This is a genomic window from Citrobacter sp. Cpo071 (assembly GCF_030332765.1).
Taxonomy (GTDB): Bacteria; Pseudomonadota; Gammaproteobacteria; order Enterobacterales; family Enterobacteriaceae; genus Citrobacter; species Citrobacter portucalensis.
The window spans coordinates 2409-22545 of record NZ_JAOWHE010000082.1; the positions used below are offsets into that span (position 1 = coordinate 2409).

The following is a 20137-nucleotide window of genomic DNA, read 5'->3' on the forward strand; positions in this document are numbered from 1 at the left end:
AATCCACATAATCTGCAACAGCTTATCCGCCTGCCGGGCCAGCAGTATGACGACGAATCCGGACTGCACTACAACCGCCATCGGTACTACAATCCGGGACTGGGGCGGTATATCACCCAGGACCCGATTGGGCTGGAGGGGGGATTAAATCCATATCAGTATCCATTAAATCCGGTTACAGAAGTGGATCCGTTGGGGTTGTGGGCTTTCGCCATTCCGGCCATACTGGAAGGAATTAACTGGTTATTCTGGGGAAGTGCGGCAGCAGGCGGTACGGTGCTGGCAACATCCGGGGATTCAGAACAATCTAAAACAAAAACAGAACATTTAGCTAAATGTGAGGAAAAAAAGCCCTGCCCACCTTGTAAAACGATTAGTGGGGACATAGTACCACGTGGAACTATCGGATATCGTCATGATCTGGTCCCGCCAGGAAAGCCTCACCATCCATATACAGGCGACCATTATAATCTGTACAAAGCAAATCAGAATCCTAATAATTGTCAATGTTTTTGGAAAGAAAGTGGTGCTGCTGATGCTGCTAACGGTCTTCCACCTCCAACAGGTTCTATACCTATAGAACCATTTGCCCCTTAAAAGGATCGAGTATGAAGTATCCAGATGGTAGCAATATTTTACTAGGAGATATCGTTACTCTTGGGGGAGGTATGACCGGAGTCGTTGTTTGTCATTTTGAAAACGAAGAGTTTGCTAAAGGTTTTGATAAAGATGAATGGGGCGATTTTAAAACGGGGATAATGGTGAAATCTCCACAAGCTGGACTTGTATATTACGCAGAGGATTGTATTGATTTAACTCTGGTCAAGAGAGTTTCAGTACACTCAGGCGGAACCTGACTCGTGGGCGAGCATGGTGCGGGAAGACAATCTACAGCGGTTGTGCCAGTTCATAAGAATGCCGGGGCAGCAGTATGATGAGGAGTCGGGGCTGTATTACAACCGGCACCGGTACTACAGCCCGGGGCAGGTCGGTATATCACCCCGGATCCTATAGGGCTGGAAGGCGGTTTAAACTCGTATACATACCCGCTAAATCCTATTAGGAAGATAGATCCCTTAGGGTTCAATCATGGAATAGTATTAATATGGGGAACGCAACTACCGATCGCGCATCCCTTGGTTTGTGGATGGCTCAAAATAGAACGTCTACAGATCAAATAGTTAAAGCTCTGGCGCCATTATCACCACCATCACCTATATCGAGAGAGTGCCGAGTCTCAAGGATAACCGCATTGGGTAGCGGTCTTTCTGGAAGCTACTCATATAATGAAAAAAATGGTGGGAGTGTATTAACTGGTACCCCTTCATCTGCAATCGGTTTACGATACTCACCCCGTAATCATTTTTCAGAATATTGATAACCGACTCAAAAAACTCAACTTTCTGGTTTGTCAGTTCAAGTTGTTCTTCAGGCTCCCTAGCTCTTTGCTCGGGTGTAAGCGGGACAATCGTCTGAGCCACAGGCTGTTTCCTCTTCACCTGGTCAGAAAGTCCGGTGATCCAGTCAAGCCGGCCCTAGACAAGAACGGTGGAGCGCCTCTGAATGCCGTATCGTTGCTGGGTCTGCTTATAGGTCATCTCACCTTTTTCGACCTGCTCAACGATGGCTATTTTAAAGGATAGAAGAAAATTACGTTGGGTGCGTTTGAACTCAGTTATCATCACGTTCTCCGGATTTAAGTCAGGAACGTATCAACGCTATTCAGGACGAGTCACGCCCATAAAAAAAGCCAACCGGAGGGTTGGCTTTTCAGAAAGCATTACATTATTTGTCGTCGTGGGCATGCTCATCTTCGCGGCAATCGCCTTCAGCGCAGTGGCCGTAGAGATAGAGACTATGGTTGGTTAAACGAATACCATGTTTAGCCGCAATCTCACGCTGGCGCGCTTCGATGGAATCATCGCTGAACTCGACCACTTTGCCGCAGTCGAGGCAAATGAGGTGATCGTGGTGATGCTGTTGAGTCAGTTCGAAGACGGATTTACCGCCTTCAAAATTATGGCGGGTCACGATACCGGCATCATCAAACTGGTTCAGCACACGATACACGGTCGCCAGACCAATCTCTTCACCCATATCGATCAGGCGTTTGTATAAATCTTCCGCACTGACGTGATGGTTATCCGGTTCCTGAAGAACTTCCAGAATTTTTAAACGAGGAAGCGTTACTTTCAGGCCAGCCTTCTTTAATGCGGTATTGTTGTCAGTCATGCGGAATCTGTCCTGTAGCTAAACGATTCACTTCATTAACAGAAGTGACAGAAATTGCACTTGAGATAATGCGTATCATTATAGAACTGCCATGGCTAAATGAAAACTGCAAGTCTCTGGCATATATTGTTAATCAAAACGTGGTATCGCCGACAAACACACTGTGCAACACCCGATTGGCATCCAGCCATTGTACAGGGTCAGACGAAAAAGTTACAAATTTGTAGCAATTATTTTGATTGGTTTTATCTATTGATGCGGCGCAGATGGAAATCTACGCCGCACGAAATCAGGCATTAATGATTTCGTCGAGGTGCAGCTCTTCAGAGATCTGCTTAACCCATTTTTCTACGCGTTCTGCTGTCAGTTCTGGCTGGCGATCTTCATCGATAGCCAGACCGACAAAGTGGTCGTCGTCAGCCAGACCTTTAGACGCTTCAAAGTGATAACCCGAAGTCGGCCAGTGACCAACGATAGTTGCGCCGCGCGGTTCGATGATGTCGCGAATGGTCCCTAACGCATCGCAGAAATATTCTGCGTAATCTTCCTGGTCGCCGCAGCCGAACAATGCAACCAGTTTTCCATTAAAATCAATGTCTTCGAGGGTAGGGAAGAAGTCGTCCCAGTCACACTGCGCTTCACCGTAGTACCAGGTTGGGATGCCGAGCAGCAGAATGTCATAACCTTCGAGGTCTTCTTTGCTGCTTTTTGCAATGTCATGAACATCGGCAACGTCTTTACCAAGCTGTTTTTGAATCATTTTTGCGATGTTTTCGGTATTACCGGTGTCGCTGCCGAAAAAGATGCCAGTGATTGCCATGAGTAAAATAACCTCTTGAAACTTATTGAAATGGTGGTGGCGCATTGCCCACGGATAAGGGCAATCATAGCAGAACAGTCAGGCATGCGGAAACAGCAAACACGCAGGACTGCACTCTGTGCTACACGATTTATGATTTAGAGCAGAAATTCAGACTATGCCTGACCGCGCAATGTGCTGAGTTGGGTCATCAGCATCTCTTCGATGAGTTCACTGCGACTCATGTTACGCGCCTCAGCCAGCTCGTTCAGAGCGTCAACGGCATCAGCGTTCAGTTTCAGTTCGACACGCTTAAGCCCGCGAACTTTGTCACGCTTAAGCTGATTACGTTTATTAATACGTAACTGTTCATCACGCGAGAGCGGATTAGTTTTGGGTCGTCCCGGGCGACGCTCCTGCGCGAACAGATCTAATGTCGTACGGTCCGTTTGTTCTTTGGCCATGATCTTGGTGACTTCGGGGAAACAATCAGCCAGGCGTCTGCCCGGATGGATAGCGCGCCATAATACATCAGCAGGGGTGACACGCCAACGCCCACGCGCGTAATCGCGCGCAGACGCTGAGTTTTTAATCAGTTAGCCTGTTCGTTCAGATAACGACGGATGGCGCGCAGCACCGCCTCCGGTTTTTCCGCATGCACCCAATGACCGGCTCCTGCAATAACATGCGCCCGAGCCTGTGGGAATTGTGTCAGCAGTTGTTCGCGATACGCTTCGGTAACATACGGTGAGTTGCCGCCAGGGATAAACAGCGCCGGGTGCTCCCACGCAGGAATGGTTTCCCAACCGACGATATGAGGATATTGATCCCACAGCACGGGAACGTTAAAACGCCATTCGCCGTCGACGAAAGATTTCAGCAGAAACTGGATTACGCCTTCCTCATGCAGATGTTGACGCATGACGCTGGCCGCCTGCTGACGCGAAGTGGCCTGGGCATCGGTTACGGCATTAATAGCGGTAAAGATCGCATCGTGACGGCGAACATGATAGTCGACCGGCGCAATATCAATGGCCACCAGTCGATCGATACGATCAGGAGCCAGCGCGGTTAACGCCATGACGGCTTTCCCCCCCATCGAGTGACCAATAAAGGTCGCCTTTTCTATTTGCTGAGCCTCCAGCGTATCCAGCAAATCTTGCGCCATGGCCGGATAATTCATCTCAGGGGAACGAGGGGAGAGGCCATGATTTCGCATATCGACCTGGATGATATCGTGATCGACCACCAGATCGCGTGCCAGGATCCCCAGGTTATCCAGACTGCCAAACAGGCCGTGAACCAGGACGATGGGAGAATTATTGTGCAGGTTTTGCGCAGATTGCGCTCGGATATTCAATTTCATGGCAAAGTTCTTTTTTTCACACTCACGGGTTAGGGTATCATGTTGACCATTCTGCCACATGGCTGCAACAACTACGGTTACTCTGAGTTTTGCTGGCCACCAGGCTTGACGCTATCCGCTGTTGGGATTTGCCTTTACACTACGTGTGTTTACCCCGACAACTTGTATTCAGCTAAACACTGCACTGGATTAAGATGAAAACGATTGAAGTTGATGATGAACTCTATAGCTATATTGCCAGCCACACCAAGCATATTGGCGAGAGCGCATCCGACATTTTACGGCGTATGTTGAAATTTTCCGCCGCATCACAGCCTGTCACTCCGATAGTCAAAGAAGTCCGCGCTGTGCAACCTGTCGTGGAAGCTAAGCCGGTTAACCCCGTAAAAGATAAAGTGCGCGCGATGCGTGAACTGCTGCTGTCCGACGAATACGCGGAACAGAAGAAAGCAGTAAATCGCTTTATGCTGGTGCTGTCTACACTCTATTCACTGGATCAAAACGCGTTCGCCGAAGCAACGGAATCGTTGCATGGCCGTACGCGCGTTTATTTTGCAGCGGATGAACAGACGCTGCTGAAAAATGGTAATCAAACCAAACCGAAACACGTGCCAGGCACGCCGTACTGGGTGATCACCAACACCAATACCGGCCGTAAATGCAGCATGGTTGAACACATCATGCAGTCAATGCAATTCCCTGCGGAATTGATTGAAAAGGTTTGCGGAACAATTTAATCCTTGCATTAGAAGGACCAGGCAATGGCAATCCACAACCGTGCAGGTCAACCTGCGCAACAGAGTGATTTGATTAACGTCGCCCAACTGACGGCACAGTACTATGTACTGAAACCAACAGCAGGGAACGCTGAGCACGCCGTTAAGTTCGGTACGTCCGGACATCGCGGCAGTGCAGGTCGTCATAGTTTTAACGAGCCGCATATTCTGGCTATCGCTCAGGCGATTGCTGAAGAACGTGCGAAAAACGGGATTACTGGCCCGTGCTATGTGGGCAAGGATACCCATGCGCTGTCTGAACCGGCTTTTATCTCTGTACTGGAAGTGCTGGCGGCGAACGGCGTTGACGTCATCGTGCAGGAAAATAACGGCTTTACGCCAACCCCTGCTGTGTCGAATGCTATCCTGGTCCACAATAAAAAAGGCGGCCCGCTGGCTGACGGCATTGTGATCACGCCGTCCCACAACCCGCCGGAAGATGGCGGCATTAAATACAACCCGCCAAACGGTGGTCCGGCAGATACCAACGTCACCAAAGTGGTGGAAGACAGAGCCAACGCGCTGCTGGCTGACGGTCTGCAAGGCGTGAAGCGCATGTCGCTGGACGCTGCGCTGGCATCTGGTCATGTAACAGAGCAGGATCTGGTTCAGCCGTTTGTTGAAGGACTGGCTGACATCGTCGACATGGCGGCGATCCAAAAAGCGGGTCTGACGCTGGGTGTCGATCCGCTGGGCGGTTCCGGTATCGAATACTGGAAGCGTATTGCTAAGCACTACAACCTGAACCTGACTATCGTTAACGATCACGTTGATCAGACTTTCCGCTTTATGCATCTCGACAAAGATGGCGCAATCCGCATGGACTGCTCCTCCGAGTGCGCGATGGCGGGCCTGCTGGCGCTGCGCGACAAGTTCGATCTGGCCTTTGCCAACGACCCAGACTACGACCGTCACGGTATCGTCACCCCGGCAGGGCTGATGAATCCGAACCACTATCTGGCGGTGGCGATCAACTACCTGTTCCAGCATCGTCCGCAGTGGGGCAAAGACGTTGCCGTTGGTAAGACACTGGTGTCCTCGGCGATGATTGACCGCGTGGTGAATGATTTAGGGCGTAAACTGGTCGAAGTGCCGGTTGGCTTTAAATGGTTTGTTGACGGTCTGTTCGACGGCAGCTTTGGCTTTGGTGGTGAAGAGAGCGCGGGGGCATCTTTCCTGCGTTTCGACGGTACACCGTGGTCGACCGACAAAGACGGCATCATCATGTGCCTGTTGGCGGCAGAAATTACCGCAGTGACCGGTAAGAATCCGCAGGAGCACTACAACGAACTGGCTGCCCGCTTTGGTGCGCCGAGCTACAACCGCCTGCAGGCAAGTGCGACCTCCGCACAGAAAGCGGCGCTGTCTAAGCTGTCTCCGGAAATGGTGAGTGCCAGCACGCTGGCGGGCGACCCGATCACCGCACGTCTGACGGCTGCACCGGGCAACGGTGCTTCTATCGGCGGTCTGAAAGTGATGACTGACAACGGCTGGTTTGCCGCTCGTCCGTCCGGCACCGAAGACGCTTATAAAATCTATTGCGAGAGCTTCCTCGGTGAAGAACACCGCAAGCAGATCGAAAAAGAAGCGGTTGAGATCGTCAGCGAAGTGCTGAAAAACGCGTAAACCGTAGGCCGGATAGCGTCGCTATCCGGCATGAATTAAAAAGCCGGATAGCTTTGCGCTGATCCGGCTTTTTTTATTCGGCTTAGATTCACGGCATAAACCGATAGCCAATCCCGGTTTCGGTCAGAAAATGACGCGGACGCGCCGGGTCCTGTTCCAGCTTCTGGCGCAGGTGTCCCATGTAAATTCGCAGATAGTGACTGTGTTCGACGGCGTTCGGTCCCCAAACCTGATTTAGCAACTGGCGTTGCGTTAGTACCTTTCCGGCATTATTCAGCAGTACCGCTAACAGGCGAAACTCAATCGGCGTCAGATGAATCTCTTCATCACCACGATGTACGAGCCGGGCGGCGATATCTACTTTTACGTTGGAAAAATGCACCACCGGCTCGGGAGACACGCCGCTGGCGTGGCGGCGCAATGCCACGCGTAATCGCGCCTGTAGCTCGCCAATACCAAAGGGTTTACTGAGATAGTCATCGGCACCGGCATCCAGAGCGGCGATTTTATCGCTTTCTTCGCTGCGGGCTGAGAGCACAATTACCGGTATTGCGCTCCATTGTCGCAGGTCACGAATAAAATCAATGCCGTCACCGTCCGGCAGACCGAGATCGAGAATGATGAGATCGGGTTTTCGCGTGGCGGCTTCCAGCAGACCACGTTGCAGCGTTTCCGCTTCATATACACGCAGACCATCGGCTTCCAGCGCGGTGCGCAGAAAGCGACGGATAGCCTGTTCATCTTCAACAATCAGTACGTTCGTCACATATCCTCATGAAAATCTTCAAGTTCAGGGGGGATTTCCTGGGGCAGTGTAACACGGAAACATGCTCCTCCCTGTGCGCGATTGTGGACGGAAATCGTACCGCCGTGCACGTCCACAATGGCCTGACAGATTGCCAGCCCCAGCCCAACGCCCGGTACCGATGACTCTTTGTTTCCCCGGGAAAACTTGTCAAAAACTCGCTGCTCCATACCCGATGGAATGCCGGGACCATTATCCCAGACGTCCAGTTGCAGGTGCTCGCCATCGACGCTGGCATCAATACCGATTTGCGCCGCTGGACCTGCGTATTTAACGGCGTTTTCCAGCAGATTAATCAGCACCCGTTCAAAGAGTGGGCCATCGACGTGGATCAGCGTCAACGGTGCTGGTAGCGACAAATTAATAGGAGCAGAGAGTCCTGGCTCCAGCATCTGCAGGGCGCTGCCGACCACCTCTTCCAGTGTTAACCACTCCTTCTTAAGATTAAAGCCGCCAGACTGAATTCGTGCCATATCCAGCAGGTTATTAACCAGTCGGGTCGTATTAAGGACGTGCTGGCGAATCTCACTGGCCTGGCGCGCGTGCGGCGATCCTTCGCTTGCCAGATCCAACGTTAAGATCTCTGCCTGACCAAACAGCACCGTTAGCGGCGTACGTAAATCGTGGGAAAGGGCGGCGAGCAGCGCGTTGCGAATGCTTTCACGCTCGCTGGCAAACCGGGCTTGCTCTTCGCTGGCAGTCAGCGTCAGACGCTCCAGCGCACTGGCGACCAGTAAAGTGAAAGTTTCCAGCAGGCGTTGCTGTTCGGGGATCATCAGCTGGCGTAAATTTCCCGGTTCCACCACCAGCAGCCCATGCGTTTTGTCGGCACTTTTTAACGGTAAAATTTGATACGGCACACCTGGCAACGTGTCAGTACCTGCGCCAGCCGGTTGCCCTTTATCAAAGCTCCATTGGGCAATGGCATCATCCCACGGCGTCATGCCCTGTTGATGGGTGAGAGGGGCCAGCTTACCGTTCTCACCGGGCAGTAAAACCTGGCTGCGGGCCTGGAACGTTGAGGCAATAAACTGTTCGCTGGTGGCGGCAATATCTTGCTGACTACGCCCAACGGCCAGCGCTTTCGACATCTCATACAAATGGCGCGTACGTTGTTCACGATAACGGGCCACCCGCGCCTGATAACGCACTCCGGCGGTCAGATTACCAATAACCAGCCCTACCGTTAGCATCACGGCGAAGGTGAGCAGGTACTGGACATCGGAAACGGCCAGCGTGCCACGCGGAGCAATAAAGAAGAGATCGAAGCTGGCGACGTTAATAAAAGTTGCCAGCACCGACGGCCAGCGTCCGTAAAAGAGGGCGATAACCACCACGCCCAATAAATAGATCATCACCAGGTTGGCGGCGTCAAAGGCCATCAACCACTGCATGGCAATCAACGTAATGATGGCGCACAGCGCGACGGCAACCACACAACCCTGAATTTGTACCCGCCATTTATCCTTAAAGGTGCGGTTATCCGCAGTTTGTAGCACAGGGCGCGAAGGTGGCTCATCAAGCGCAACAATCATCAGGTCGAGATCCGGTGCGCGATGGGCCAGTTTGTCAGCAAAGGAATCACTGCGCCACCAGCGTCGTGTAGTCGGACGTCCGAGGACAATTTTTCCCAGATTATGCTCACGGGCGTAGCGGATTACCGCCTTGTCTTCAGCGGGATCGGAGAGGGTGGCGGTTTCTGCACCCAGCTCCTGGGCTAACCGCAGAGCGCTTAGGATTGCCCGGCGCTGTTTTTCGGGCAGTCGGTGCAGCGCTGGCGTTTCGACATACACTGCATGCCAGACGCTGCCGAGGCGCGCTGCCAGACGCGCGGCTGCACGCACCAGCTTTTCGCTGCCGGTATTGTGTCCAATACACAGTAAAATGGCGTCACGGGTATGCCAGACTTTTTCTTCCCCCGGACGCCCTCGCCAGGCACGCATCTGATCGTCAACCCGATCGGCCGTGCGGCGCAGGGCCAGCTCACGTAGCGCGATCAAGTTCCCTTTGCGAAAGAAATGCTCGATGGCTCTTTCCGCCTGACCGGCGATATAGACCTTGCCTTCGTTCAGGCGTTGGCGCAAATCGTCGGGGGGAAGATCGACCAGCACCACATCGTCGGCGGCATCGAAAAAAGGATCGGGGACGGTTTCGCGAACCTGAATGCCTGTGACGCCGCTGACCACATCATTGAGGCTTTCCAGATGCTGCACGTTGACGGTAGTAAAAACGTCAATGCCGGCTTCGAGCAGTTCTTCAATATCTTGCCAACGCTTAGGATGGCGTGAGCCAGGCGCATTACTGTGCGCCAGTTCATCCATCAAAATGAGCGCCGGACGGCGGGCCAGCGCCGCGTCGAGATCGAACTCGCTGATATGACGACCATGGCGCGCCTGTCTCTTTAGCGGCAGGATGCTGAGACCGTCCAGCAGCGCGGCGGTCTCTTTGCGTCCGTGGGTTTCCACCACGCCAATCAGCACATCTAACCCCTGCGCCCGCAGCCGCTGGGCCTCTGCCAGCATGGCCCAGGTTTTACCGACGCCTGCACACGCGCCGAAGAAAATTTTCAGTTTTCCGCGGTGCGGGGCAGCGGTCTGCTCCAGCAGGCGATCGGGGTCGGGGCGTAAGGGTTCGTTATGCATGTCCTTTTTCTCAGTGCTTATCCAGCGCTAAATTAAGTTCCACCAGGTTCACCACCGGCTGGCCGATAAAACTGACCAACGGCTTTTGCGTGTATTGTGCAACCAGGCGCGTGACCTCTTCAATGCTGAGGTTGCGAGCCTGCGCAACGCGGGGGATTTGCCAGGCCACCGCGGCGGGTGTCAGATTGTTATCCAGCCCGCTGGCAGAAGCCGTTACCAGCTCTACCGGAACGACAGGATTTGCCTGCGGGTTAGCTGCACGCAGCGCGGCTATCCGGCTTTGCAGCTGTTTATCCAGTTCCGGGTTGCTGGCTGCCAGATTGCTGCCGCCTGAAGCCATTGGATTATAGGGCATTTCTGCTGTAGCAGACGGGCGTCCCTGAAAATAACCGGCCGCGGTAAAATGTTGCCCAATGAGCGCAGAGCCGCGAACGACCTGACCTTCGCGTAGAAGCGAGCCGTTAGCCTGGTGGGGAAACCACCATTGCCCCAACGCGGTGGTCAACAACGGGTAAGCCCCGCCGGTGATAAGCGTCAGGAAAATCAATGTTGATAATGCAGGACGTAATCCACTCATCTGAAACCTCACACCAGACCCAGCAGGGTCAGCAGTAAATCAATTGCTTTGATACCGATAAACGGCACAACCAGACCACCCAGACCATAGATCCACAAATTACGGCGCAGCATTGCGGATGCGGATAACGGTTTGTAGCTCACGCCTTTAAGCGCCAGCGGGATCAGAAAGACGATAACCAGCGCATTAAAGATAACCGCGCTGAGGATCGCCGAATCCGGCGAATGCAGACCCATCACGTTAAGCGCATTGAGCTGCGGGTAGGTGGCGGCAAACGCGGCCGGGATAATGGCGAAATACTTCGCCACGTCGTTGGCGATACTGAAGGTGGTCAGCGAACCACGCGTCATCAGCATCTGTTTACCAATGTGCACCACTTCAATCAGCTTGGTGGGGTTAGAGTCGAGATCCACCATGTTGCCTGCTTCCTTCGCCGCCTGGGTCCCGGAGTTCATGGCGACTGCCACGTCGGCTTGCGCCAGCGCCGGGGCGTCATTGGTTCCGTCGCCGGTCATCGCTACCAGACGACCTTCCGCCTGATACTGACGAATCAGCGCCAGCTTGGCTTCCGGCGTGGCTTCAGCTAAGAAGTCATCTACCCCGGCTTCTGCCGCAATCGCGGCGGCGGTTAAACGGTTATCGCCGGTGATCATCACCGTTTTGATGCCCATTTTACGCAGTTGGGCAAAACGTTCTTTGATTCCGCCTTTTACGATATCTTTCAGGGCAATCACGCCCAGCACGCGGGAGCCTTCGGCAACCACCAGCGGCGTAGCGCCAAGGCGTGCGACGTTTTCGACCTTCTGCTCCACGTCGGCAGGGAAGTGGCCGCCGTTGGCTTCAACGTGACGACGAATAGCATCGACCGACCCTTTGCGGATCATACGGTTGTCGATGTTGATCCCGCTCATTCGGCTTTGGGCGGTAAACGGTACAAAGGTGGCGTGCAGCGATTGCACGTCGCGAATACGCAGATTAAAGCGCTGTTTAGCCAGAATCACGATGCTGCGGCCTTCTGGGGTTTCATCGGCCAGCGATGAAAGCTGCGCGGCGTCGGCCAGCGTTTTTTCGTCCACGCCCTGGGCGGGCAGGAAATCTGAAGCCTGGCGGTTACCCAGCGTAATGGTGCCGGTTTTGTCCAGCAGCAGTACGTCCACGTCGCCCGCGGCCTCTACTGCACGTCCGCTGGTGGCGATGACGTTCGCGCCCAGCATGCGGCTCATCCCGGCGACGCCAATTGCAGAGAGCAACCCACCGATGGTGGTGGGGATCAGACACACCAGCAGGGCAACCAGTACCGTGACGCTAACCGCACTACCACCCCAGGCGGAAAATGGCCACAGCGTGGCGGTCGCCAGCAGAAAAACGATGGTCAGGGCTATCAACAGGATCGTCAGGGCGATTTCATTCGGCGTTTTACGCCGCTGCGCGCCTTCAACCATGGCGATCATCCGGTCGAGGAACGTTTCACCAGGGTTCACGCTACATTCGATCACCAGCCAGTCGGAGAGGATGCGGGTCCCGCCGGTGACGGAGGCGAAATCACCACCGGATTCACGAATGACCGGCGCGGATTCACCGGTAATGGCGCTTTCATCTACCGATGCGCCACCTTCGATGACCTCGCCGTCACACGGGATAATATCGCCCGCTTCTACTAACACGATATCTCCTTTGCGCAAATCCTCCGCCGGAACGTGATCCATGGCGGCACCGTATTTCGGTTCGCGGAGTTTGCGAGCAAAAGCGGTTTTTTTCACTCCTTTCAGACTGTTAGCCTGAGCCTTACTGCGTCCTTCCGCCAGCGCTTCGGCAAAGTTGGCGAACAGAACGGTGACCCACAGCCACAGACTTATCGCGCCGGTAAACCACGGATTGCCTTGTATATGGCCTGTGGCCATTGCCAACGTTAACAGGGTTGTCAGCAGACTGCCCAGCCAGACGATAAACATCACCGGATTGCGCCACTGGGTATGTGGGCTTAATTTTTTCACGGCATCCATCAGCGCCTGTGCGACCAGAGAGGGTTCGAACAGCGCCAGTTGCTTGCGACTCATAGTCATGTGCTCCGCATCACTCAGTGTAATGACAGGTATTCTGCGACCGGGCCAAGCGCCAGGGCAGGAACAAAGGTGAGGGCGCCAACCAGTAACACCGTACCGATTAACAACCCGACAAACAGTGCACCGTGAGTAGGCAGCGTGCCAGGGCTTGCTGGCTGGATCTTTTTACTGACCAGCGATCCGGCAATTGCCATCACGGGAATGATCACGCCGAAACGGCCGAAGAACATGCACAGGGCCAGCAGACAGTTCCAGAACGGGCTGTTGGCGCTTAATCCGGCGAAGGCGCTGCCGTTGTTGTTCGCGGCAGACGATACGGCGTACAACACCTCACTAAAGCCATGTGGACCAGGATTGAGCATGGCGCTGCGTCCGGCGTCGCTCATCATCGCTATCGCCGTACCGAGCAGGACCAGCGCAGGGGTGACCAGAATCGCCAGCGCGGTCATTTTCATTTCACGCACGTCTATTTTCTTACCCAGATATTCCGGCGTGCGACCAATCATCAGGCCCGCGATAAACACCGCCAACAATACGAACAGCAGCATGCCGTACAGGCCCGAACCGACACCACCGAAGACCACTTCGCCAATCTGCATTAGCCACATCGGCACCATCCCGCCCAGCGCGGTGAAGGAGTCATGCATCGCATCGACAGCGCCGCAAGATGCCGCTGTCGTCACGACGGAAAAAAGACTCGTGGCCAGCACGCCAAAGCGGCTTTCTTTGCCTTCCATGTTGATATTACTGTCTGCACCGAATGCCATCAGGTGCGGGTTGCCTTGAACTTCGGCCCACATCACCACGGCTACGCAGACTACAAATATCAGCGACATGGCCCACAGCAGGGTCCGCCCCTGGCGACGATCGCCAACCACATCACCAAAGGCAAAACACAGCGCGGTAGGAATTAAGAAAATGGCCAGCATCTGTACCAGATTGGTCAACGCGGTAGGGTTTTCAAACGGATGTGATGAGTTAGCGTTAAAGAACCCGCCCCCGTTAGTGCCAAGCATCTTAATCGCTTCCTGTGAGGCGACGGGCCCCATTGGCAGCAGCTGTTTCACCCCTTCAAGGGTAGTAATGGGCTGATAGGGCAACACATTTTGCAGCACACCTTGCTGAATGAAGAACAACGCAATGAGCAATGCAATGGGGAGCAGGATCCACAGCGTAATGCGAACCAGATCGACCCAGGCGTTGCCCAGCGTGTTCATACTCTGGCGAGTAAAGGCACGGGCCAGGGCAAAAATCACCGCAATCCCGGTTGCCGCTGACAGGAAGTTCTGCACGGTCAGCCCGACCATCTGGCTGAAGTAGCTTAAGGTGGTTTCGCCAGCATAGGATTGCCAGTTGGTGTTGGTGACAAAACTTACCGCCGTGTTGAGCGCCAAATCCCACGAAAGCCCAGGTAGCTGTTGCGGATTTAGCGGCAGCAGGTTTTGCGCCATCAGCATTGAAAACAGGACCAGCAACCCCAGCACATTGAGCGCGAGGATCGCCAACAGATACTGCCGCCAGTTCATCTCCTGCTGCGAGATGCCCAGACCGCGCCAGAGCAGATGTTCCACGCCAGCCAGGCCCGGCAGGGACGTATTATTGATCAGCCGAGCCAAGCCAAAACCCAGCGGTCTGGCGATGATAAACAGTACCAGCAAGAAACTGGCAATGAGTAAAAATCCTTGGGCCGCCATCAGAACGCCTCCGCATTAATCAGGGCATACACCAGATAACCTAATAATAAAAAGACCAGCACAATGCCGGTTATCACGCCTGCACTCACGGTGCACCTCCAGTGGCATAAATGTGATAACCAGAGCGTAGATTTTTGCTTGCAAAGATTTCGCAAAAATCAGTGGGAGGGGTGTAAAAAAAGTATAAAAATGGCAAAGACCATTATTTAACTAATGATTAGTATTAATTTAACTTTTATGTAACTTAATTACGGTTTTTAGCTAAACGGAGCATCAATAGATAAAAATAAGTGGTCGGATGAGTAGCAAAATTACACACAAGGCGGTATTATTTTCATCAGTTAACCAAGTTTATTTTTCCGGTGCGATTCACCGAACAGATATATGGGAGAGGATTATGGACTTTTATAAAGAATATCCAGCACACATTGTTTTCTTGCGCCGTACCTTTGCCGTTGTGGCGGGCGTGCTGGCGCTGCCGGTCATGTTGTTCTGGAAAGACCGCGCCCGTTTTTACAGCTATCTGCACCGCGTCTGGTCCAAAACTAGTGATAAACCGGTGTGGATGGAGCAGGCTGAAAAAGCTACCTGCGACTTCTATTAAGTTGTCGTTATTGTTCAAGAAAACCGCCAACAGCAATGTGGCGGTTTTTTTATACGCCGACGTCTACACTTATCTGAGTAACGGATAAGGAGTGGCGATGAGCACGAGAATTCCTGTTGGTATCCGCACCTGTCTGACCACAGAAGCGAGTGAGGCACCTCAGTTCGACGAAAATACATTAATTCGTGTTTACGCTTTGCATGAATTGCACCGCCTGCGTCAGCGAAAATTAACGCGGGGCGCATTAATTGACTATCATACCCGCTACAAACTGGTACTACTGGCGCATTCCCAGCCAGAGTATCGGGAGCTTGGCCCCTTCGTTGCCGCAATCCATGAATGGCAAGATCTCGATGCTTTTTTTACCGAGTATCGCCTACGATTGACCCATCTGTTATTAAATCCTGCTACCCGGCGTAACCATACCAATGTATTGATGCACGTACAGGGCTATTTCCGTAATCAGCTCGATCTGCATCAACGTCAGGAATTGACCTCGATAATCGATAACTATCGACGCGAGGCGCAGCCGCTACTTGCACCCTTAATGCTCCTCAAACACTATATGGCTGAGCACCCGAACACCTGGTTGTCCGGGCAACGTTATTTTGAACTCTGGCCTGCGATTTGGCGTTTACAGGGCAATGATTAATTTTTATCAGGGAGTGTTATGACCACGCATCTGGTCTGGTTTCGGCGTGATTTACGCCTGCATGACAATCTCGCGCTGGCGGCGGCTTGTCGGGATCGTTCTGCACATGTACTCGCGCTCTATATCTCCACGCCTGAACAGTGGAAGGCGCATGATATGGCCCCACGTCAGGCGGCATTGGTTAACGCGCAGTTGAACGCGTTGCAAACGGCGCTGGCAGAAAAGGGCATCCCGCTTCTGTTTCATGAAGTCGGTGATTTTGCGACCAGTGTGGAAACCGTCAAAAACGTCTGCGTACAGCATGGCGTCAGTCGAATATTTTATAACTATCAATATGAAATAAACGAACGCCAGCGTGATGCTGCCGTCGAAAAGTCATTACCTCAGGTGGTGTGCGAAGGGTTTGACGACAGCGTGATCCTGCCTCCGGGGGCGGTCATGACCGGTAATCACGAGATGTATAAAGTCTTTACGCCGTTTAAAAATGCCTGGCTGAAGCGGATAAAAGACGGGATCCCGGAATGTGTCAGTGCGCCGAAGGTGAGAGAAAGCGGTGCTCTTGACTCTCCATTAACATCCATCGCGCTGAGCTACCCGCAGCAGGATTTTGATACGCAGAAATTTCCGGCAGAAGAAAAATTGGCCATCGCGCAGTTACGCCATTTTTGCCAGCAGGCCGCCGGAGAATATGAACAACTGCGTGACTTTCCGGCGATTGACGGAACCAGTCGATTATCCGCGAGCCTGGCGACAGGAGGACTATCACCGCGCCAGTGCCTGAATCGACTGCTCGTGGAGCAGCCGCAGGCGCTTGAGGATGGGGCAGGCAGCGTTTGGTTGAATGAGCTTATCTGGCGTGAGTTTTATCGCCACTTGATGACTTACCATCCGGCGCTATGTCGGTATCAACCTTTTATTCGCTGGACCGAACGCGTGCAATGGCAGAATAATCCGACCCATTTCCAGGCCTGGAAAACAGGGAATACAGGCTACCCCATTGTGGATGCGGCCATGCGTCAGCTCAACGCCACGGGCTGGATGCATAATCGTTTACGCATGATTACCGCCAGTTTTTTAGTGAAAGACCTGCTGATCGACTGGCGTAAAGGCGAACAATATTTCATGTCGCAACTGATCGATGGCGACCTGGCGGCCAATAACGGCGGCTGGCAGTGGGCAGCCTCAACCGGAACTGACGCCGCACCGTATTTCCGTATCTTTAACCCCACGACGCAGGGCGAAAAATTCGACCGTGACGGTGAGTTTATCCGCCAGTGGCTGCCGGAACTGCGCGACGTGCCGGGTAAAGCCATTCATGAACCGTGGTCGTGGGCTGAAAAAGCGCAGGTAACACTGAGTTATCCTCGCCCGATTGTGGATCATAAACAGGCAAGGCTGGCGACGCTGGCGGCATATGAGGCGGCACGTAAGGGATAAGCACGCAGCGGATTTCTGCGTAATACCTTCCAACAGAATGAATATGTTGCAGTGGGGGGGCATTTAGCGCTGAAGCGTGTACGCAAGGCTGCTAATGCCTTGATGAAGAGGTTTTCCGCCAGCAGTAAAGTGCCGTCATCTTCATTCAGGTGACGGAATTTGATGACAACACCAACGACATCTACACCGCACGATGCGGTATTTAAAACGTTTTTACATCATCCAGAAACAGCTCGGGACTTCCTCGAAATTCATCTACCCGCAGATCTGCAAACGCTTTGCGATTTAAATACGCTGAAGCTGGAGTCAGAAAGCTTTATTGAAGCGGATTTACGTACCCGCTACTCCGACGTGCTCTGGTCTGTGCATACGCACGATGGTGAAGGTTATGTATACGTGGTTATAGAACACCAGAGTTCAGCCGATCCGCATATGGCTTTTCGTCTGCTGCGTTACGCAATAGCGGCGATGCAGCGTCATTTGGATGCCGGGCACAAAGAACTGCCGATTGTGATACCCATGCTGTTTTATCATGGCTGTCGAAGTCCGTATCCGTACTCACTGTGCTGGCTTGATGCGTTTACCGATCCTGTAACGGCACGGCAACTTTATGCCAGCGCATTTCCATTGGTGGATATCACAGTGGTGCCCGATGACGAAATCATGGCTCACAGGCGAATGGCACTGCTGGAACTAATGCAAAAACATATCCGTCAGCGGGATTTGATGGGGCTGGTAGATCAACTGGCCACGCTGTTACTTACAGGGTGCGCTAATGACACGCAACTACAGGCGATGTTTAATTACATCCTGCAATCCGGCGATGAATCTCGCTTTAATGAATTTATACAAGAGATGGCGCAACGGATCCCCCAACATAAGGAGAAGCTGATGACGATTGCCGAGCGGTTACGCTTAGATGGATTACAGGAAGGGTTGCAGCGAGGGTTGCAGCAAGGCAAACGAGAAGCCGCATTACGTATAGCGCAAACTATGTTGGAGCAGGGAATAGATCGCAACATGGTGCTTCTGGTTACAGGTCTTTCTGAAGAGGAGTTGACTGCCAGCCATGCGTAATTCCTGAAAAAAAGCCCGAATCAGATTACATCATCGGGCCCCTACACTCAGGATTCTACCGCCAGCGGACGGTTTCTGAACTTAAGCGACTGGTATAGCCAAATCAGCAGCACCAGCACCACACAGGCCAGCGCACCCCAGGTAATTTCACTAAAGACATCAATATAGGCATTGATGGAGTAGTTGATAGCGCCGGCAGCATCAAACGAGCCTTGTGAGGTCTGATCGGCGATAACACCTGCCAGGTAATTGGCGATGGCACCGGAAAGCAGCATATAAATGCCGGTTAATACGCCGGTAACACCAGGGATCTCAATACGCGTAATTTGTGACATTGCCACCGGATCGATAAACAGTTCGGCAAAGCCCATGACCGCCAACCCAAGTACCATCAGCGGCATGGAAGAGTGGCCGTAAGCAGCGGACCAGCGAGCGCTCAAGGTTAGAATACAGAACCCAGCGCTCATTAAGCCGAGGCCAAGGGCAAATTTACCCCAGATACGTACGGTACGATTGCCACTCACGCTTTCTTTGACTACCCACGCCAGTACGATACCGCACAGCATAACGGCAAAAGCGTTAACCGACTGGAACATCGCGGTAGGGACGGAATACCCCAGAATATCGCGGTTAACGAAGCGGTCGATATACAGGCTGATCGAACTGCCGCCCTGTTGAGCAAAGGCCCAAAACAACAGGCTAAAGAAGGTCAGTGTGACGATAAGCCCCAGATCTTTGCGCTGTTTCTGCGTCTGTGCCTGGCGATAAATCTTCGCCAGAACTGCCAGACCAATAACAGTGGCAACAATCAGTGCATAAACGGACCACTCTTTCCAGAACAGCACGGTAATCAGCAGCGGTGTGGTAACTAGCAGAACTAACAGCCAGGCCCAGTTTGGCAGAATAAAGGTTTTAGCACACAGAACGGCCTTGTTGACGCCGGTGGTGTGGGCGAAATGGCGATTACCACATAAGAAAATCACCAGCCCTGCCAGCATGCCGATGGCAGCCAGCGCAAAGCCCATCGCCCAACTGTACTCTTCCTGCACGTATCCGCAGGCAATTGGTGCGATGATCGAACCGATGTTACCGGCGGCGTAGAGCAGAGAGAATCCACCGTCGCGACGCGGGTCTTCAGGTTGATATAACTCGCCCAGCAGGCAACTGATATTTGATTTAAACAGACCGTAACCGCAGACAATTATCGCCAGCGACAAATAGAGGAACGCCGGAGCCATTTCACTGGCACCTAATACCAGATGTCCCACCGCCATTAAAAATGCGCCGATCATCACCGCCATTCGATTGCCGAGCACTTTATCGGCCAGGTATCCCCCGAGAATAGGGGTGACATAGACCAGCGAGCAGTAGGCGCTGAACAGTTCATATGCGTGATTATCGTCGTACTTAAGCTGGTTAGTGAGATACAGGATCAGCAGCGCACGCATGCCGTAAAAACTGAAGTATTCCCAGATTTGTAGCGCGACAACGTAGTATATCGCCCGTGGTTGAGATGCTTGTTTATTCATTATTTTCTCGAAGTAAATGCCTCGCGGCTGGCTGAACGTGCTGCGCGAGTGTGTTTCCTTAAAGTTGTAACTTTGATACAGATCTGATTATTTTTGCAATATGCTGTCTGATTGCATAAATATACATGAATTAGATCGCGTAGTGGTAAGCAAATCACGTTCAAAGCGGGTGTGATTGTTTCTTTATGTGTCAGTGAAATGGCTATCGACGAACGCAGGCGGGGACGCTATTTTAACCTAAGCTGTGTTGCTGATTGG

Annotated in this window: 20 protein-coding genes and 2 pseudogenes; 9 read left to right on the forward strand and 13 right to left on the reverse strand. The window is 52.8% G+C overall.

Going from position 1 to position 20137, the window contains the following annotated elements; all coding sequences use genetic code 11:
- The 3 genes and pseudogenes from OGY09_RS14140 to OGY09_RS14150 all read left to right on the forward strand — a co-directional run.
- On the forward strand, nucleotides 1–597 hold a 597-nt coding region (locus tag OGY09_RS14140; protein ID WP_286590566.1), incomplete at its 5' end, for an RHS repeat-associated core domain-containing protein.
- Nucleotides 598–608: 11 nt separating this feature from the next.
- Nucleotides 609–857 (forward strand): hypothetical protein, encoded by a 249-nt coding sequence (locus tag OGY09_RS14145; RefSeq protein WP_008784112.1) that lies wholly within the window; start codon nucleotides 609–611, stop codon nucleotides 855–857.
- Nucleotides 850–1088 (forward strand): annotated as a pseudogene (locus tag OGY09_RS14150) (RHS repeat-associated core domain-containing protein); the annotation flags it as partial. The gene OGY09_RS14145 and the pseudogene OGY09_RS14150, both read left to right, overlap by 8 nt.
- 246 nt (nucleotides 1089–1334) lie before the next feature.
- Here OGY09_RS14150 and OGY09_RS25455 read toward each other — a convergent pair.
- From OGY09_RS25455 to ybfF, 6 genes and pseudogenes are all read right to left on the reverse strand, one after another.
- Nucleotides 1335–1682 (reverse strand): annotated as a pseudogene (locus OGY09_RS25455) (IS3 family transposase); the annotation flags it as partial.
- Nucleotides 1683–1785: 103 nt separating this feature from the next.
- On the reverse strand, nucleotides 1786–2232 hold the full coding sequence (gene fur / locus OGY09_RS14160; RefSeq protein ID WP_032942703.1) for a ferric iron uptake transcriptional regulator: 447 nt from the start codon (nucleotides 2230–2232) through the stop codon (nucleotides 1786–1788).
- Entirely contained in the window at nucleotides 2225–2311 is an 87-nt protein-coding gene (locus OGY09_RS14165; protein WP_100247215.1) for a ryhB-regulated fur leader peptide, read from the reverse strand. The genes fur and OGY09_RS14165 overlap by 8 nt, the downstream gene beginning before the upstream one ends.
- A 210-nt stretch (nucleotides 2312–2521) precedes the next feature.
- Complete coding sequence (fldA, locus tag OGY09_RS14170) at nucleotides 2522–3052, reverse strand: flavodoxin FldA (RefSeq protein ID WP_032942704.1); 531 nt, start codon at nucleotides 3050–3052, stop codon at nucleotides 2522–2524.
- Nucleotides 3053–3207: 155 nt separating this feature from the next.
- Nucleotides 3208–3495, reverse strand: a complete 288-nt coding sequence (ybfE, locus tag OGY09_RS14175; RefSeq protein ID WP_003831362.1) for a LexA regulated protein — start codon at nucleotides 3493–3495, stop codon at nucleotides 3208–3210.
- A gap of 128 nt (nucleotides 3496–3623) precedes the next feature.
- Complete coding sequence (gene ybfF, locus OGY09_RS14180; RefSeq protein WP_032944349.1) at nucleotides 3624–4397, reverse strand: esterase; 774 nt, start codon at nucleotides 4395–4397, stop codon at nucleotides 3624–3626.
- Nucleotides 4398–4591: 194 nt separating this feature from the next.
- Here ybfF and seqA point away from each other — a divergent pair, with 194 nt between their 5' ends.
- Together seqA and pgm are read left to right on the forward strand one after the other, a co-directional pair.
- Nucleotides 4592–5134 carry a replication initiation negative regulator SeqA gene (seqA, locus tag OGY09_RS14185; protein WP_003022848.1) on the forward strand — a complete coding sequence of 181 codons (543 nt, stop codon included), beginning with the start codon at nucleotides 4592–4594 and terminating at the stop codon, nucleotides 5132–5134.
- Between the two features lie 24 nt (nucleotides 5135–5158).
- Nucleotides 5159–6799 (forward strand): phosphoglucomutase (alpha-D-glucose-1,6-bisphosphate-dependent), encoded by a 1641-nt coding sequence (pgm, locus tag OGY09_RS14190; RefSeq protein WP_008784117.1) that lies wholly within the window; start codon nucleotides 5159–5161, stop codon nucleotides 6797–6799.
- An 88-nt stretch (nucleotides 6800–6887) separates the two neighbouring features.
- Here pgm and kdpE read toward each other — a convergent pair whose 3' ends face one another.
- The 6 genes from kdpE to kdpF are packed head-to-tail and all read right to left on the reverse strand — an operon-like array spanning nucleotide 6888 to nucleotide 14669.
- Nucleotides 6888–7565: a two-component system response regulator KdpE gene (kdpE, locus tag OGY09_RS14195; protein WP_008784118.1), complete on the reverse strand. Its 678-nt coding sequence runs from the start codon at nucleotides 7563–7565 to the stop codon at nucleotides 6888–6890.
- A complete protein-coding gene (kdpD, locus tag OGY09_RS14200) occupies nucleotides 7562–10246 on the reverse strand; it encodes a two-component system sensor histidine kinase KdpD (RefSeq protein ID WP_032942706.1) in 2685 nt (894 codons plus the stop codon). The genes kdpE and kdpD overlap by 4 nt, the downstream gene beginning before the upstream one ends.
- Before the next feature lie 10 nt (nucleotides 10247–10256).
- A complete protein-coding gene (gene kdpC / locus OGY09_RS14205) occupies nucleotides 10257–10823 on the reverse strand; it encodes a potassium-transporting ATPase subunit KdpC (protein WP_032942707.1) in 567 nt (188 codons plus the stop codon).
- Nucleotides 10824–10831: 8 nt separating this feature from the next.
- Nucleotides 10832–12880 carry a potassium-transporting ATPase subunit KdpB gene (gene kdpB, locus OGY09_RS14210; RefSeq protein ID WP_032942708.1) on the reverse strand — a complete coding sequence of 683 codons (2049 nt, stop codon included), beginning with the start codon at nucleotides 12878–12880 and terminating at the stop codon, nucleotides 10832–10834.
- Between the two features lie 20 nt (nucleotides 12881–12900).
- Complete coding sequence (gene kdpA, locus OGY09_RS14215) at nucleotides 12901–14580, reverse strand: potassium-transporting ATPase subunit KdpA (RefSeq protein ID WP_032942710.1); 1680 nt, start codon at nucleotides 14578–14580, stop codon at nucleotides 12901–12903.
- A complete protein-coding gene (gene kdpF / locus OGY09_RS14220) occupies nucleotides 14580–14669 on the reverse strand; it encodes a K(+)-transporting ATPase subunit F (protein ID WP_001670793.1) in 90 nt (29 codons plus the stop codon). Before kdpF ends, kdpA begins: the two co-directional genes overlap by 1 nt.
- Nucleotides 14670–14977: 308 nt before the next feature.
- Between kdpF and OGY09_RS14225 the strand changes: the two genes are divergently transcribed.
- The 4 genes from OGY09_RS14225 to OGY09_RS14240 all read left to right on the forward strand — a co-directional run bounded on the left by OGY09_RS14225 (nucleotide 14978) and on the right by OGY09_RS14240 (nucleotide 18350).
- Entirely contained in the window at nucleotides 14978–15184 is a 207-nt protein-coding gene (locus OGY09_RS14225) for a YbfA family protein (protein ID WP_003022870.1), read from the forward strand.
- A 97-nt stretch (nucleotides 15185–15281) separates the two neighbouring features.
- On the forward strand, nucleotides 15282–15836 hold the full coding sequence (locus OGY09_RS14230) for a DUF1722 domain-containing protein (RefSeq protein WP_122973777.1): 555 nt from the start codon (nucleotides 15282–15284) through the stop codon (nucleotides 15834–15836).
- Nucleotides 15837–15854: 18 nt separating this feature from the next.
- The gene (gene phrB / locus OGY09_RS14235) at nucleotides 15855–17273 is read left to right on the forward strand and encodes a deoxyribodipyrimidine photo-lyase (protein ID WP_032942711.1); all 1419 of its coding nucleotides are present in this window, start codon (nucleotides 15855–15857) and stop codon (nucleotides 17271–17273) included.
- 162 nt (nucleotides 17274–17435) lie between these two features.
- Entirely contained in the window at nucleotides 17436–18350 is a 915-nt protein-coding gene (locus tag OGY09_RS14240) for an Rpn family recombination-promoting nuclease/putative transposase (RefSeq protein ID WP_032942713.1), read from the forward strand.
- 47 nt (nucleotides 18351–18397) lie between these two features.
- On the opposite strand, the gene dtpD is transcribed toward OGY09_RS14240, so the two are convergent.
- Entirely contained in the window at nucleotides 18398–19879 is a 1482-nt protein-coding gene (dtpD, locus tag OGY09_RS14245; RefSeq protein ID WP_032942714.1) for a dipeptide permease DtpD, read from the reverse strand.
- Nucleotides 19880–20137 lie beyond the last annotated feature (258 nt).

What these genes read in the sequence shown, in the direction of transcription:
- OGY09_RS14145 (WP_008784112.1), top strand. Translation starts at nt 609, where the DNA reads ATGAAGTATCCAGATGGTAGCAATATTTTACTAGGAGATATCGTTACT.
- fur (WP_032942703.1), bottom strand. Translation starts at nt 2,232, where the DNA reads ATGACTGACAACAATACCGCATTAAAGAAGGCTGGCCTGAAAGTAACG.
- OGY09_RS14165 (WP_100247215.1), bottom strand. Translation starts at nt 2,311, where the DNA reads ATGATACGCATTATCTCAAGTGCAATTTCTGTCACTTCTGTTAATGAA.
- fldA (WP_032942704.1), bottom strand. Translation starts at nt 3,052, where the DNA reads ATGGCAATCACTGGCATCTTTTTCGGCAGCGACACCGGTAATACCGAA.
- ybfE (WP_003831362.1), bottom strand. Translation starts at nt 3,495, where the DNA reads ATGGCCAAAGAACAAACGGACCGTACGACATTAGATCTGTTCGCGCAG.
- ybfF (WP_032944349.1), bottom strand. Translation starts at nt 4,397, where the DNA reads ATGAAATTGAATATCCGAGCGCAATCTGCGCAAAACCTGCACAATAAT.
- seqA (WP_003022848.1), top strand. Translation starts at nt 4,592, where the DNA reads ATGAAAACGATTGAAGTTGATGATGAACTCTATAGCTATATTGCCAGC.
- pgm (WP_008784117.1), top strand. Translation starts at nt 5,159, where the DNA reads ATGGCAATCCACAACCGTGCAGGTCAACCTGCGCAACAGAGTGATTTG.
- kdpD (WP_032942706.1), bottom strand. Translation starts at nt 10,246, where the DNA reads ATGCATAACGAACCCTTACGCCCCGACCCCGATCGCCTGCTGGAGCAG.
- kdpC (WP_032942707.1), bottom strand. Translation starts at nt 10,823, where the DNA reads ATGAGTGGATTACGTCCTGCATTATCAACATTGATTTTCCTGACGCTT.
- kdpB (WP_032942708.1), bottom strand. Translation starts at nt 12,880, where the DNA reads ATGAGTCGCAAGCAACTGGCGCTGTTCGAACCCTCTCTGGTCGCACAG.
- kdpA (WP_032942710.1), bottom strand. Translation starts at nt 14,580, where the DNA reads ATGGCGGCCCAAGGATTTTTACTCATTGCCAGTTTCTTGCTGGTACTG.
- OGY09_RS14225 (WP_003022870.1), top strand. Translation starts at nt 14,978, where the DNA reads ATGGACTTTTATAAAGAATATCCAGCACACATTGTTTTCTTGCGCCGT.
- OGY09_RS14230 (WP_122973777.1), top strand. Translation starts at nt 15,282, where the DNA reads ATGAGCACGAGAATTCCTGTTGGTATCCGCACCTGTCTGACCACAGAA.
- phrB (WP_032942711.1), top strand. Translation starts at nt 15,855, where the DNA reads ATGACCACGCATCTGGTCTGGTTTCGGCGTGATTTACGCCTGCATGAC.
- OGY09_RS14240 (WP_032942713.1), top strand. Translation starts at nt 17,436, where the DNA reads ATGACAACACCAACGACATCTACACCGCACGATGCGGTATTTAAAACG.
- dtpD (WP_032942714.1), bottom strand. Translation starts at nt 19,879, where the DNA reads ATGAATAAACAAGCATCTCAACCACGGGCGATATACTACGTTGTCGCG.